Source organism: uncultured Aggregatibacter sp. (assembly GCF_938046485.1).
Classification (GTDB): domain Bacteria; phylum Pseudomonadota; class Gammaproteobacteria; order Enterobacterales; family Pasteurellaceae; genus Aggregatibacter.
Genome location: NZ_CALIWN010000065.1, coordinates 1 through 13,650 on the forward strand (window position 1 = coordinate 1; position 13,650 = coordinate 13,650).

The window sequence follows — 13,650 nt, forward strand, 5'->3', positions numbered from 1 at the left end:
CAAGTTGCACGCTACGATTCACTAAAATAGTGATATGAAAATAAACACGGTGACCAGTTTTAGGAGAGCCTAAAAACCGCACGTTTTAGGTGCGGATTGTTATTGTTTATTTTTATGCGTTTTTCACCGGAATTTCTGCCAATAATTTCGTGATTAACGACCAATAAATTTGCACGGCAGGGATATGGACTTTTTCATCCGGTGAATGGGCGTTTTTAATGGTTGGACCGATGGACACCATATCCATATTCGGATAGATTTTCTTCAACAAGCCACATTCCAAACCGGCATGAATAACTTTAATTGCCGGCTCATAACCTAAAACCTCAGCATAGATTTTATGGGTTAAATCCACAATTTCAGAATGTGCTTGTGGTTCCCAGCCCGGGTAAGTGCCGGAGAACTCCGCTTTTGCGCCGCTTAATGTTGCCAATGATTTTAACATCGCAGCCACATATTCTTTACCGCTTTCAATTAAAGAACGCACTAAAATCGTGGCTTTCACTTGTGCCTCTTCCGTTTTTAGCACGCCGACACTCAATGACGTTTCCACCACATTGTCTAACACATCGCTATTGCGAATCACGCCGTTCGGCAACACATTCAACAAATGAATAAGACGTTGGCTGTCGGCAACAGAGAAAGTTTGCGCTACTTTTTCGGTAGCTTGTAATGTCAATGTGAGGTTCGGTTCAATTAATGCCAATTCGGTTTTTAATAAAACGTTGAAATTTTCCACCGCACTTTTTAACGTGGTGACATCGCCGTCAAAGGCTAATGTCGCAAACGCTTCACGCGGAATCGCATTGCGCACGGAACCGCCGCGAATATCGCTCAAGGCAAAAACAAAGTGCGGTTGATTTTGTGAAAATTCCGCTAAGAATCGCGCCATGACTTTAATGGCGTTGGCGCGTCCGGTATGAATGTCGCAACCGGAATGTCCTCCGCGCAAGCCTTTTAACACCAGCTGATAACTGTGTGTGAAGGCATTATTTTCATATTGAATCGGGAAAAGGATGTTCGCATTTTCACCGCCGGCACAGCCGACATAAATTTCCCCATTTTCTTCGGTGTCGGTATTGATCATGATTTCACTTTGTAACCAATTTGCGCGTAAGCCAAGGGCGCCTTCCATGCCACGTTCTTCAGTCATAGTGAGTAACACTTCCAAATCCGGATGAGCGATATCGTCGCTGTCTAAAATGGCTAAGGTGGATGCCATGCCGATGCCGTTATCGGCACCTAATGTGGTGTTGGTGGCGTGAACCCATTCGCCGTCAATGTAAGGCAAAATCGGGTCGGTGGCGAAATTATGGTGGCTGCCTTCATTGGCTTGCGGCACCATGTCTAAATGGGCTTGTAGGGCAACTTTTTTGCGGTTTTCCATCCCTTTGGTGGCCGGTTTGCGGATTAAAACGTTGCCCGCCTCGTCACGTTCTGCATAAAATCCTTTGCCTTTTGCCCAATTAACAATGAATTCCGCCAGTTCATTTTCTTGATAGGACGGGTGCGGAATGGCACAAATTTGATCGAACCATTTCCACAATGAAGTTGGGTTGAGTTGTTGTATTTCTGACATATTTCCTCCTTAAAAATGAGTGAAAATAATAGCATAAAATGCCATTTCAGGTTATCCTAGCGCCATTTTATTTCTTGGGCTATGCGCCACAAAAATCTTGAAAGGTGACATTTATGAGTGAAAAATACGTTGTGACGTGGGATATGTTTCATATGCACGCACGAAAATTATCCGAACGTTTGCTTCCTGCTTCTCAATGGAAAGGCGTAATTGCCGTAAGTCGTGGCGGTTTATTCCCGGCTGCGGTGCTTGCGCGCGAATTAGGTATTCGTCATGTGGAAACCGTGTGTATCGCCAGCTATAACCATGATAAGCAAGGTGAATTACAGGTATTACACGCTGCACAAACAGACAATGGCGGCGAAGGTTTTATCGTTATTGATGATTTAGTGGATACCGGCAACACCGCTCGCGCCATTCGCGAAATGTATCCGAATGCACGTTTCGTAACGGTTTTTGCGAAACCGGCCGGTGCAGAATTGGTGGATGATTATGTGGTGGATATTCCGCAAAATACATGGATCGAACAACCTTGGGATATGGGAATTTGCTTCGTTCCGCCATTGGCTCGAAAATAATGTAAAAAGCCACCGCACTTTTTATCAATCGCGCTTGATCGTTTGGTCTATTGAATGCGCAGTATAAAGCCCGCCGATTAGCCTTATGCTAAAAAGTGGGTTTTTATTTTTAATTACAAAGAAAGAATGTTAAAGGTTGCAATGATGATATGGAACTCATGCCGAAAGATTAAAACAGAAACGACGCTTTTTTCTCTCTATCTTCCGTCTTCCATCAAAACGCTGTCAATATTGACCGCACTTTTCTGTGTTATGCCTTTGGCTTTTGCTGCGCAAGGGGATAATTTGTCAAAAATTCACCAGCAAATTAAACAGCAAGAACAAAAAATTGCCGGACAGAAAGCCGAGCAGCAAAAGTTGCAATCCACGCTAAAACATCAAGAGAATCAGATTAACAACGTGATTGGTAAATTACGTCAAACGGAATCGGATTTAAAAGAAATTCGCAAAACGATCAGCGATACCGATAGACAAATCAAACAGTTACAAAAACAAGAAAAAGAGCAAAAAGCCAAACTGGCGAAGCAGTTGGATTCTGCCTATCGTTCCGGCACGAATCCATCGGTAGCAGAGCGGATGCTGTCTGATAAAGGGCAAAATGCGGAACGCATGAAAGCCTATTATGCCCATTTGAATCAAGTGCGAATGGCATTAATTGAGGATTTAAAGCAGACGCAGGAACAACTGGCGAAACAAAAAGCCGCCATTGCAGAACAACATAAAGAGCAACAAACACAGCTTGCCGATCAGAAAAAGCAACAACAAGAATTGCAAAAAGTTCAGAAGGAACGACAAAGCACGCTGAACCAACTGAATCAAAACTTAACGCGAGATGAAAATAAATTAGAAGCGCTGAAAGCCAACGAAAATGCGTTGCGCCAAGAAATCCAGCGTGCGGAACAAGTGGCGCGTCAGCAAGAACAACGTGAGCGTGAGGCGTTAGCACAGAAAAAACAATCGGAAGAAACGAAAAATCACAAGCCTTATCAACCAACAGCGCAAGAGCGCCAACTGCTGAACAGTACTGCCGGGTTAGGGACACCGAAAAAACAATATGGTTTTCCGGTGGCGGGCAAAGTCGTGAACAGTTTCGGTTCAACTCAAATGGGCGAGTTACGCTGGAAAGGTATCGTGATTGCAGCAGGCGCCGGTACACCGGTGAAAGCCATTGCTGACGGGCGGGTGATCCTTGCCAACTGGCTGCAAGGTTACGGCTTAATGGTGATCGTGAAACACGGTGAGAGCGATTTGAGTTTGTATGGCTATAACCAATCGGTTGCGGTGAAAGAAGGGCAGCTCGTGAAAGCCGGTCAAAAAATCGGTGAAGTGGGCAATAGCGGCGGCCAATCGAAAAGCGCATTGTATTTTGAGATTCGTCGCAAAGGGATGGCAGTGAATCCGTTAGGTTGGTTGCGATGACCTTGGCAATCAAAAAAACGTTGTTGCTGGTAACCGCACTTTTATCGGCGTCCTTTGCGCATTCCGCTAAACTTGCGATTGTCATTGACGATTTAGGTTATCACGAGAAAGAAGATGCCCAGATTTTGGCAATGCCAAAAGCCGTGTCGGTGGCGATTATTCCGGCTGCACCTTACGCTAAACAACGTAACCAACAGGCGTTCCAACAAGGGCGCGATATTCTCATTCATATGCCCATGGAAACTGTATCTAAAATGAAAATTGAAGATGGCGGATTGCATTTGGGGATGTCGCAAGGGGAGGTAAGTCATCGCGTTCAAACGGCTCACAATATCGTTTCTAACGCCATTGGGATGAACAATCACATGGGCAGCGCCGCTACGGCAGATGGGCCGTTAATGACCAAATTAATGACCGCACTTCGTGAGCGTCAGTTGGCTTTCTTGGATAGCCGCACCATTGGTCGCAGTGTGGCGGGTAAAATGGCAAAGGAACAAGGCGTGCGCACGTTAGATCGGCATATCTTTTTAGACGATAGCGATGCGTTTGCCGATGTGCAACGACAATTTCAAGCCGCCGTGCAATATGCGCAGAAACACGGCATCGCCATTGCCATCGGGCATCCGCGAAAAAATACCATTGCCGTATTGCAAGCGGGCATCGCCAATTTGCCGGCGGACATTCAGCTGGTTTCTATGGGCAGTTTGTGGCGAAACGAAAAAGTCGCCCCGCCGAAACCTTTTATGTTTCTCTTTAGCGAAATGCCTGCCCCCACCTCCACTCCACCTTATACCGCTGTGCCATTGTTGCGTGGTGTGCCTTAGTTTTGCGTTTGGTTACACAGATGCTTTAGAAAGTTTCTGCAATAGCCTATCCATCGCCCGATAGCCCAAGGCTTCTGCTAAGTGTCGCTGGTGAATTTGCTTTTCCCCTTCTAAATCCGCAATGGTGCGAGAAACCTTGAGTATGCGGTGGTATGCCCGCACAGATAGCCCGAGCTTGGTCAGCGCATTTTCTAAAAATAACGCATCTTTCTCTTCCAGCTTGCAATCCCGTTCAATTTCTTTACTGGTTAAATGGGCGTTAATTTTGCCGGCACGTTGCAGCTGAATGGCGCGTGTTTTTAAGACTTTTTCTCTCACGGTGGCACTAGATTCACCACGGTCACCGCTATTTTGCAGACTCCCTTGCGGCAACAACGGCACTTCAATAGATAAATCGAAACGATCTAAAAAGGGGCCGGACAGACGATTTAAATAGCGCATGATTTGTTGTGGTGAGGTGCGGTTATGGGTGCCTTGATAATGCCCTGTCGGGCTTGGGTTCATGGCGGCAATCAGTTGAAATCTTGCCGGAAATTGAATCTTGGCATTGGCACGGGAAATGATGATTTCACCACTTTCTAAAGGCTGGCGGAGCGCATCCAACACCTTGCGTTCGAATTCAGGCAATTCATCCAAAAACAACACGCCATTGTGTGCAAGGGAGATTTCCCCGGGTTTTGGAATCGAACCGCCACCCACCAATGCCGGTGTGGAGGCGCTGTGGTGAGGTGCACGGAAAGGACGTTGTTTCCAGTTGTGAAAATTCAGTTCATTTTGTACAAGGCTTGCAACCGCGGCAGTTTCAATGGCTTCTTGATCGGTCATTTCCGGCAGTAATCCCGTTAAGCGACTGGCGAGCATGGTCTTTCCTGTGCCGGGTGGGCCTAAAAATAACAAATTATGCTGCCCTGCCGCTGCAATCATTAAAGCGCGCTTGGCGTGTTGTTGACCGATGATGTCTGTCAGATCTTTAGGATTTTCAGGGAAAAAATCCACCGCACTTTGAGTTTTGATGTCGCCAGCAAGAGGCAGCTCCCCTTGTTCATTAAGAAATTGCACCACATCCAATAAAGAATTGGCGTAATAGGTTTCCTGCTCAGAAACCAGTGACGCTTCGTTGGCATTGCCTTGTGCAATAATGCATTTTCGCTTGGCTTGTTTCGCCGCCAGAATCGCAGGAATGACACCATGCACGGCACGCAGTTGACCGGTTAAGGCAAGTTCGCCGATAAATTCAAACTGCTTTAATTTTTCCGGATCGATATAACCAAAGGCGGCAATCATACCAATCGCAATAGGCAAATCAAAACGTCCACCTTCTTTGGGTAAATCTGCCGGGGCAAGGTTGACGGTAATGCGCTTGGCGGGGTAGCGAAATTCGGCATTGAGCAACGCACTGCGGACACGGTCTTGAGCTTCTTTTACCGTTTTTTCCGGTAACCCAACCAGCGTAAAACTTGGCTTACCGTTGCTCAAATGCACCTCAATGGTGACCAGTGGCGCTTGAACGCCCATGGAGGCGCGGCTGTAAACGATGGCTAAAGACATATTGGGCTCCGTAATGCTGAAGAAAAAGGCGGAGCGCCAAAATAAAAAAAGTGCGAAATGAAAGAAATTCACACCGCACTTTTTTGCGATCAGAATCGCAGAAATGGCTTTTTTTAGGCAAAAACCGGCGCAAACCACGCGTCTAATTTGGCGGCCAAACGATCAATTCCGGTGCGTTTCAAGGCTGAAAACGCCTCCACTTGAATATCACCTTGGAACGGTAAAATCGCTTCACGCACCATTTTGACTTGTTTGCTGCGTTCGCTTTGGCTCAGTTTATCCGCTTTTGTAAGCAGTAATAACACCGGTTTTTCAGAGGCCACCGCCCATTCAATCATTTGCTGGTCCAAATCTTTGAGCGGATGGCGAATGTCCATCAAAATCACAATTCCGGCAAGGCATTCGCGCTTTTGCAAATATTCACCAAGGGCTTGTTGCCATTGCAATTTCATTTGTTCCGGCACGGCAGCATAGCCATAGCCCGGCAAATCCACTAATTTACATTGCGGTTCCACTTCAAACAAATTGATGAGTTGGGTACGCCCGGGGGTTTTTGACGTACGAGCAAGGTTTTTCTGATTCGTTAAGGCATTCAGTGCGGTCGATTTTCCTGCATTAGAGCGGCCGGCAAAGGCGATTTCAACTCCGCTATCTTCCGGCAGACTTTTGAGGTTCGGCGAACTGGTTAAAAAATGAGTTTTGTGATAATTCAGTTTAATTTCTGACATGATGTGCTTTGTGTCCAAGGTGATAAATTGCCGGCTAGGATACTTTATCAACCGCAAAAAAACGACAAAAAAATGCAAAAAAGGGGAGATTATGCGAAAATGTGCCTTGATTTTATTTCTATTTCGATTGTGACATCCAATGACTCAACACGCTCTTTATCAATGGCCTCATCCTCTCGCTTTGTATCCGGATCGAGGTAAAAAATCGTATCGCATGAAACGCTTACGTTATCGCTTACGTTCACTTCTTCACCGACAAGCCATTAAAAAATTTGAATGTTTTGTCAATCAGAATGCGTCGCTCGTGCCTCTGCTGAATGCCTGCCCGGATTTTAGTTATCCCTTGGCGCATCGTTTTTTGGATAAACGCTTTAATACGCAACAACGTTTTGACGCCATGTGCGACAACCTGACTTTTTTACCGGAAAAATTGACCGCACTTGGGTTGCCGCCGTTGTGGCAACAAGCCATTTCTTTTGGTGAAGTGATTCCTGACTTTGAGCTTAAATTAATGCTCAGCGATCATCAGCCGATGGAGGGCTTTTGGACATTGGAACTGATTCATTCACCAAGCCAAGAATTGGTGTATTTATTGACCTTCGGCAAAGTGCAACAGGCGCTTTTAATTGCGGTGATTCAAGGGCCGAATTTTGAAGGCTCAAAAGACATGGTGAAATTGCTAACGAAAAAGTGCCATGGTTTACGTCCGGCTTATTTGATGGTGGAAGCCATGAAAGCCCTAACTAATGTGTTAGGTTATTCCGCACTGTGGGGCATTCCGCATAAGTATCAAAACAAATCCCGCATTGTGCAAAGCAAACGTTATGTGGTGGATTATGATGCGATTTTCGCAGAATCTGCCGGCATATTAAAAGATTATTGGGAATTGCCATTGCATTTTGAAACCAAAAATATGGACGATATTCCAAGCAATAAGCGTTCTATGTACCGTAAACGTTATGCCATGTTGGAACAATTACAGGAAAATATGGCGACTGCACTCAAAGTGCGGTAGAAATTTAACGCAAAAATACATTTACTTCCCCCATTTTCTCTTACAGGGAGATTAGAAATTTTATGAAAAAATTATTCATCGCCGTTTTAGTTGCCGGCGTGATGGGACTCACTGCTTGCCATGATAAAGACACTCAAAAGCAAGCGGACACCATCGCCCAATTAAACGAACAGGTTGCGACCTTGCAAAAACAGGTAGCCGATTTAGCGGAAAATCAAATGATTCGCGTAGAACCGGACGTGTTACTTCAAAAAACAGAAAAGATTCCTTCCTCCACGAGCGAGGGAAACGATCAGGAATGGCATCAAGTGAAATTTGATATTACTACGTTAAAAACGTCTTCAGATTGGTTAACCGAGTTATTATTAAATGAAGTCATTAAACGGTTTGGCGTAGATAAAAATATAAAAATCGATAATAAGCAACAATTTATCGAATTTTTACAACATAACATGGCAGACGCACTCAAAGAGGCAAAAGAATACGAAATGTCAGCCTATGAAACCCAAATGCTGACCGAATATTTAGGGCAACGGGAAAATATTGCCACGTTTACCATTTTCTCACACAATTATACCGGTGGTGCACACGGTCTTTATGGGACGGATTTTGTCCTTGTGGATTTAAAGAAAAAAGCAGTAATTAAAGTAGAGGATATTTTCGTTAAATCCGCACAAGATAAATTAAAATCTTTATTGTGGGAGAGATATAGAAATCAATATCGCAATGAACAAGGTGAGCTTATCGAACCGTTTATGTCAAAAGATGATTTCTATGTCAGTGAAAATGTCTATTTTTCTCGTGAGGGTATTACCTTTGTTTATCCGCCCTATGCATTAGGATCTTATGCTGAAGGGGAAAAAGAATTGACCCTGTCATTTTATGAAAACGATTTAAAAAGCATATTAACCCCTGAGTTTCAATTTTTAGTCAAAGATACGCCCGAATAAATCGGCATAAAAAAAAGAGTTGATATATCAACTCTTTTTTATATCCCATAAATGACATGATGATATTCTTCTAATTATTCGGAATGGTTAATTCTCGACTTCTAAATGAAGAATATGCGGTGATTGTTTTAATAATGCATATAATTCATGTGCGGTTTCTTTATTATTCATTGCACAACGGAGCGTTAATTTTGTTTCACCGTTGCCCTGATCTTTAATATTCATATTTTCAATAAGATGATGATGTGCTTTTAATAACAAGATAAATTGACCAATGGCTTCAGCGGAAGAAAGCGTGGCGCTAATGCGTGTTTTTCCTTTCTTTTCGTGGCGACGAACCCATTTATGCACATAAGGACTTAAGCGAATCGCAACAAGGATCATCATCGTGGCAATAAGTGCATCAAAATAAAATCCCGCACCTGACGCAATACCAATACCTGCCGCAGCCCAAATGATCGCCGCTGTGGTTAACCCTGAAATGGCGTCATTGTGTTTACGCAAAATAACTCCGGCGCCAAGAAAACCGATTCCGCTGATCACTTGTGCCGCCAGCCGCATAGGATCGGTACGGATATTTTCAGACACTTGGGCATAATGTTCGGCAGATTGAATGGAGACAATGGTTAACACGCAAGTGGTCACCGCGATAATCATGCAAGTTTTTACGCCCACAGGCTTCGCTTTCAATTCCCTTTCTAAACCGATAACTCCGCCAAGTACCATGGCAAAGAGGATTTTAATGAAGATGAAGACATGGCTATCTTGGGCAAAATCGGCGATAAATTGTGTTAAGTCTGTCATGGTTTTAGTCAGTCAGTTCCAGTAATTGATAAAGTTGTTGAAGCTCGGTTGTCGTTAAAGTGCGGTAACTTTTCGGCGGTAAATTTTTAACATCAAAGCCGGCTTGCCGATAACGAATTAAACGTAATGTAGGGAAACCAATATGGGCAGTCATTCTGCGGACTTGTCGATTTTTGCCCTCGTAAATTTGAATTTCTAACCAAGCGGTGGGAATCTGCTTTCGTTCACGAATAGGCGGCACACGCGCCCATAAAAAATCCGGCGGCAAAATCGACCGCACTTTCGCCGGTTGTGTCATGCCATCTTTTAACAACACGCCTTTACGCAGTTGTTCCAACGCCTCTTCGTTCGGAATGCCTTCCACTTGCACCCAATACGTTTTCGCCATTTTAAATTGCGGATTCGCCAAACGATGTTGAATCTCCCCGTTATTCGTCAAGAGAAGTAAGCCCTCGCTGTCTTTATCCAACCGCCCAATGGGATACACATCAGGAATATCAATAAAATCCTTCAAGGTGGCACGACCCTCACCATCGGTAAATTGGCTGAGCACATCAAAAGGCTTATTAAATAAAATCACCTTTGTTTGCGAAAAACTTAAAGAGGGTTTCGACAGCATTTTGCCTTTTTTTCTAAAGATTTTCGTTATGCCTTGCTTGGGTGTACGTAAATGATGCCTTTTCATCACGGAGGCTATCCTCGTTATTCAAAAATTGCGCTTAATCTTACTCTTTTCTTTTTAAAAAGAAAGATTTCCAGTAGAATGCGCGGTCAGCTCATCTGATGAGTGAAAATTACTCTACTTTTACTTTTTATTGCCATCAAGTGATTGATTTTATTGTAACAATTACATAGTGGCGGACTTTACAAAAGGATCATTTATGAAAAAGCCCTTAAATACTGTTCGGAAACTTTCTCTTGTCTCCGAATTCACTTCTTCAAAAACTATTCTAAGTGCAGCACTGGTTGTCGGTGGCTTGCAATTTAGTCCTTTCGTTTCGGCTTTTCCTCTATTACCCGGTGCGGATAATATAGAGGTTGGTATCTTCTCTAAAAATGAGAAAATAAACCCACTTCAAGAACTGAAGATTGGCGCAACGGATGTTGGTAAAACAGCAGCAGGAGAGATTAAGGAGGCTGATGGCGTTATTTCTTTCGGTAATAAAGCTATGGGTGTTTATCGTCAGTTGCAGAATGTGGGTGCTGGACAAATTTCTGCAACGTCCACAGATGCTGTAAACGGCTCTCAGATTTATGCCTTGGCGAATGCGACAAAGGATATTTATAGTGATGTTGATGGAATCAAACAACGTATTTATGACTTTAAAGTTGCAAATGGTCAAAGTTCACTTGGAAAAGATAAGGATAATGCAGGACAATGGAAGCCTTTGGCTGACGGATCATTCACTTTAGGTGCCACTGATGAACTTTCTGTGACGACAGACGGAAATGGCAGTATCGTTTATGGTTTTTCAGACGCCTCCAAGAAAACCATGAAAGAGGCGAAAGACGCAGCAACAACGGTCACGAATTCCCTTACAGCAATTAATGCATCTGTTAAAAAAGCAGAAGATGCGGCAAAAGCAGCTAAAGATTCAGAAACTGCCGCAAAAACTTCAGAAGATAATGCTAAAGCTTCTGAAACCGCAGCAAAAACTGCAGAAACTAACGCTAAGGCCTCTGAAACTGCCGCAAAAACTTCAGAAGATAACGCTAAAGCTTCTGAAACAGCTGCTCAAACTGCAGAAACCAATGCGAAAGCTTCTGAAACCGCAGCAAAAACTGCAGAAACCAATGCTAAAGCGTCTGAAACTGCCGCAAAAACTTCAGAAGATAACGCTAAAGCATCAGAAACCGCAGCTCAAACTGCAGAAACCAATGCGAAAGCTTCTGAAACCGCAGCAAAAACTGCGGAAACTAATGCGAAAGCCTCTGAAACTGCCGCAAAAACTTCAGAAGTTAACGCTAAAGCATCAGAAACTGCCGCTCAAACTGCAGAAGCCAACGCTAAAGCGTCAGAAACAGCTGCACAAACTGCAGAAACCAACGCTAAAGCTTCTGAAACTGCTGCTCAAACTGCAGAAGCCAACGCTAAAGCGTCAGAAACAGCTGCACAAACTGCAGAAACCAACGCTAAAGCTTCTGAAACTGCCGCAAAAACTTCAGAAACTAACGCTAAAGCTTCTGAAACGGCAGCAAAATCTGCAGAAACCAATGCTAAAGCGTCTGAAACTGCCGCAAAAACTTCAGAAGTTAACGCTAAAGCTTCTGAAACAGCTGCGCAAACTGCAGAAACTAACGCTAAAGATTCAGAAATCTCCGCAAAAACTGCAGAAGGTAATGCGAAAGCGTCAGAAACCGCTGCTCAAACTGCAGAAACTAATGCGAAGGCGTCTGAAACCTCAGCGAAAGCATCTGAAAATATGACACAGGTATTTGCACAAACTGCAGAAAAAGCAAGGGATGAGGCTGTTTTAGCACAGAATAAAGTCACTGCCGAAGCTAACGGTATTAAACGCGTTGTTCAATCCTCAAATGAACAAGGTGAAATTAATAAAGAAACGGCGACAGTAGATGGTCGTAATTCGACTGCAGTGGGTTCGTCTGCACAGGTACAAGGCGATAATTCTTCTGCATTCGGTTCCCAAGCTAAAGTAGTGGCGAATAAATCTGTTGCTGTTGGGCAAGGTGCGCGCGTTTTGGCTGAAAATTCTGTTGCCTTAGGACAAGGTTCTGTGGTTGATAAAGGTGAAATCAATACGGTTTCAGTGGGGAATTCCACAACAAAACGTCGTGTAACAAATGTTGCAGATGGGATCAATGCTCATGATGCGGTAAATGTGAAGCAGCTTAATGAAGTAAAATCATCCGTGGATTCTGTACGTAAGGATTTGCAAAAGAATGATAAAAAATTGCGTGGCGGTATTGCCGGTGCTGCGGCACTTGCTAATATCCCTCAAGTTACTCAAGCCGGTTCTAACTTATTAGGCGTTGGCGTAGGTAATTATAGAGGTGAAAGTGCCGTTGCTGTAGGCTATTCAAAAGCGAATGAATCTAATAAAGTCATTTTCAAAATGAGTGGTTCTGCAACAACCCAAGGTGATTTCAATGTCGGTGCCGGTATTGGATATCAATGGTAGTTTTTAGTACCCGGGGTTAAATTTACGGATATCATGCCTGTTTTCGGATTATCATGCTGGAAACAGGTATTTTTTTATGCTTGTTACCACGAGAGTTCACTAATTTTATTTCATTCGCTGAGCGATCATTTAAGAAAAGTTGGCATATAATTGAAAACATTGATTAATTCATTGGCATTGTAACGATGACACATAAAAAGCGAGGAGGAATGTTTGGCTATGTCGCAGGTCGAATGGGGCGTTGGCTTTATGCTAAGCGTTATCCTCATTATTCTACCTCCGAACATTACGATCCTCACACCCGCACTTTTTTTAATGCTGAAGCGAGAAGACCGGTAGTTCACGCCGCCGGTGCAATGTGGAAATTCATTTTTCAGGAAAAATCGTTGCATCCTCCTGAGCCATTGCCCATTCTTAAGCCAGATTGGACAACCTTTTTAGCGCCGGCATCAAAAGGCCGTTTTATTTGGTTTGGTCATTCGACGTTGATGATGCGCCTTGGATCTCAAACGATTATGACCGATCCGCTGTTTGGCAAAAGTGCCTCTCCTCTGCCTGTGATGATGCACCGTTTCCAAGATCCTCCTGCTCATATTGAAGAGTTACCCGCGATCGATGTCGTGCTGATTTCTCATAATCATTACGATCATCTTGAACGGAAAAGCATACGCACTCTTGCTAAACGCCAGTGCCATTTTATTGTACCGCTGGGAATTGGCGTTTTATTACAACGCTGGGGGGTGGCACCAACGCGAATTACCGAGTTAGATTGGTGGGACAGTGTGGAATATAACGGGGTACGTTATACCGCACTGCCTGCACGCCATTATTCCGGGCGCGGTGTATTTGATAATAGTAGAACACTGTGGGCCAGTTTTGTGATTCAACATAAAGAAGAGCGGTTTTATTTCCATGGTGATTCTTCTTATGGTCAGCATTTTGATGTGATCGCCGAACGTTTTAACGGATTTGATATCGCTTTCATTGAAAATGGACAATATGATGAGCGCTGGCCGGATAACCATTTATTTCCTCATCAAACGGTTGAATTGGCCGTTAAATTAA

The 13,650-nt window shown here is 43.9% G+C and carries 12 protein-coding genes; 7 read left to right on the plus strand and 5 right to left on the minus strand.

Going from position 1 to position 13,650, the window contains the following annotated elements; translation table 11 throughout:
- Positions 1 to 112 precede the first annotated feature (112 nt).
- Positions 113 to 1,579 carry an aminoacyl-histidine dipeptidase gene (locus tag Q0203_RS08055; RefSeq protein ID WP_297931278.1) on the minus strand — a complete coding sequence of 489 codons (1,467 nt, stop codon included), beginning with the start codon at positions 1,577 to 1,579 and terminating at the stop codon, positions 113 to 115.
- A 113-nt stretch (positions 1,580 to 1,692) separates the two neighbouring features.
- Between Q0203_RS08055 and gpt the strand changes: the two genes are divergently transcribed.
- From gpt to Q0203_RS08070, 3 genes are all read left to right on the plus strand, one after another.
- Entirely contained in the window at positions 1,693 to 2,157 is a 465-nt protein-coding gene (gpt, locus tag Q0203_RS08060; protein WP_296026916.1) for a xanthine phosphoribosyltransferase, read from the plus strand.
- Between the two features lie 252 nt (positions 2,158 to 2,409).
- Complete coding sequence (envC, locus tag Q0203_RS08065) at positions 2,410 to 3,576, plus strand: murein hydrolase activator EnvC (RefSeq protein ID WP_297931300.1); 1,167 nt, start codon at positions 2,410 to 2,412, stop codon at positions 3,574 to 3,576.
- Positions 3,573 to 4,400 (plus strand): divergent polysaccharide deacetylase family protein, encoded by an 828-nt coding sequence (locus tag Q0203_RS08070; RefSeq protein WP_297931281.1) that lies wholly within the window; start codon positions 3,573 to 3,575, stop codon positions 4,398 to 4,400. The genes envC and Q0203_RS08070 overlap by 4 nt, the downstream gene beginning before the upstream one ends.
- Before the next feature lie 12 nt (positions 4,401 to 4,412).
- Here Q0203_RS08070 and Q0203_RS08075 read toward each other — a convergent pair whose 3' ends face one another.
- Entirely contained in the window at positions 4,413 to 5,948 is a 1,536-nt protein-coding gene (locus Q0203_RS08075) for a YifB family Mg chelatase-like AAA ATPase (protein WP_297931284.1), read from the minus strand.
- Positions 5,949 to 6,061: 113 nt separating this feature from the next.
- Complete coding sequence (gene yihA, locus Q0203_RS08080) at positions 6,062 to 6,676, minus strand: ribosome biogenesis GTP-binding protein YihA/YsxC (RefSeq protein WP_290521734.1); 615 nt, start codon at positions 6,674 to 6,676, stop codon at positions 6,062 to 6,064.
- A gap of 139 nt (positions 6,677 to 6,815) precedes the next feature.
- Here yihA and Q0203_RS08085 point away from each other — a divergent pair, with 139 nt between their 5' ends.
- Together Q0203_RS08085 and Q0203_RS08090 are read left to right on the plus strand one after the other, a co-directional pair.
- Positions 6,816 to 7,691: a DUF535 family protein gene (locus Q0203_RS08085; protein ID WP_297931288.1), complete on the plus strand. Its 876-nt coding sequence runs from the start codon at positions 6,816 to 6,818 to the stop codon at positions 7,689 to 7,691.
- A gap of 62 nt (positions 7,692 to 7,753) precedes the next feature.
- Positions 7,754 to 8,641: an RsiV family protein gene (locus tag Q0203_RS08090; protein ID WP_297931290.1), complete on the plus strand. Its 888-nt coding sequence runs from the start codon at positions 7,754 to 7,756 to the stop codon at positions 8,639 to 8,641.
- An 87-nt stretch (positions 8,642 to 8,728) separates the two neighbouring features.
- On the opposite strand, the gene Q0203_RS08095 is transcribed toward Q0203_RS08090, so the two are convergent.
- Both Q0203_RS08095 and Q0203_RS08100 read right to left on the minus strand, forming a co-directional pair.
- Positions 8,729 to 9,445, minus strand: coding sequence for an MgtC/SapB family protein (locus Q0203_RS08095; RefSeq protein ID WP_290521737.1), 717 nt, complete (start codon positions 9,443 to 9,445; stop codon positions 8,729 to 8,731).
- A gap of 4 nt (positions 9,446 to 9,449) precedes the next feature.
- A complete protein-coding gene (locus Q0203_RS08100; protein ID WP_297931293.1) occupies positions 9,450 to 10,064 on the minus strand; it encodes a pseudouridine synthase in 615 nt (204 codons plus the stop codon).
- 262 nt (positions 10,065 to 10,326) lie between these two features.
- Here Q0203_RS08100 and Q0203_RS08105 point away from each other — a divergent pair, with 262 nt between their 5' ends.
- A complete protein-coding gene (locus tag Q0203_RS08105; protein WP_297931294.1) occupies positions 10,327 to 12,585 on the plus strand; it encodes a YadA-like family protein in 2,259 nt (752 codons plus the stop codon).
- Positions 12,586 to 12,794: 209 nt separating this feature from the next.
- Positions 12,795 to 13,650: MBL fold metallo-hydrolase (locus Q0203_RS08110; RefSeq protein ID WP_297931297.1), on the plus strand; the 856-nt coding region annotated here is incomplete at its 3' end.

Excerpts from the sequence above, each read along its gene's own strand:
- Q0203_RS08055 (WP_297931278.1), bottom strand. The coding sequence starts at position 1,579 with ATGTCAGAAATACAACAACTCAACCCAACTTCATTGTGGAAATGGTTC.
- gpt (WP_296026916.1), top strand. The coding sequence starts at position 1,693 with ATGAGTGAAAAATACGTTGTGACGTGGGATATGTTTCATATGCACGCA.
- envC (WP_297931300.1), top strand. The coding sequence starts at position 2,410 with ATGCCTTTGGCTTTTGCTGCGCAAGGGGATAATTTGTCAAAAATTCAC.
- Q0203_RS08070 (WP_297931281.1), top strand. The coding sequence starts at position 3,573 with ATGACCTTGGCAATCAAAAAAACGTTGTTGCTGGTAACCGCACTTTTA.
- Q0203_RS08075 (WP_297931284.1), bottom strand. The coding sequence starts at position 5,948 with ATGTCTTTAGCCATCGTTTACAGCCGCGCCTCCATGGGCGTTCAAGCG.
- yihA (WP_290521734.1), bottom strand. The coding sequence starts at position 6,676 with ATGTCAGAAATTAAACTGAATTATCACAAAACTCATTTTTTAACCAGT.
- Q0203_RS08085 (WP_297931288.1), top strand. The coding sequence starts at position 6,816 with ATGACTCAACACGCTCTTTATCAATGGCCTCATCCTCTCGCTTTGTAT.
- Q0203_RS08090 (WP_297931290.1), top strand. The coding sequence starts at position 7,754 with ATGAAAAAATTATTCATCGCCGTTTTAGTTGCCGGCGTGATGGGACTC.
- Q0203_RS08095 (WP_290521737.1), bottom strand. The coding sequence starts at position 9,445 with ATGACAGACTTAACACAATTTATCGCCGATTTTGCCCAAGATAGCCAT.
- Q0203_RS08100 (WP_297931293.1), bottom strand. The coding sequence starts at position 10,064 with ATGCTGTCGAAACCCTCTTTAAGTTTTTCGCAAACAAAGGTGATTTTA.
- Q0203_RS08105 (WP_297931294.1), top strand. The coding sequence starts at position 10,327 with ATGAAAAAGCCCTTAAATACTGTTCGGAAACTTTCTCTTGTCTCCGAA.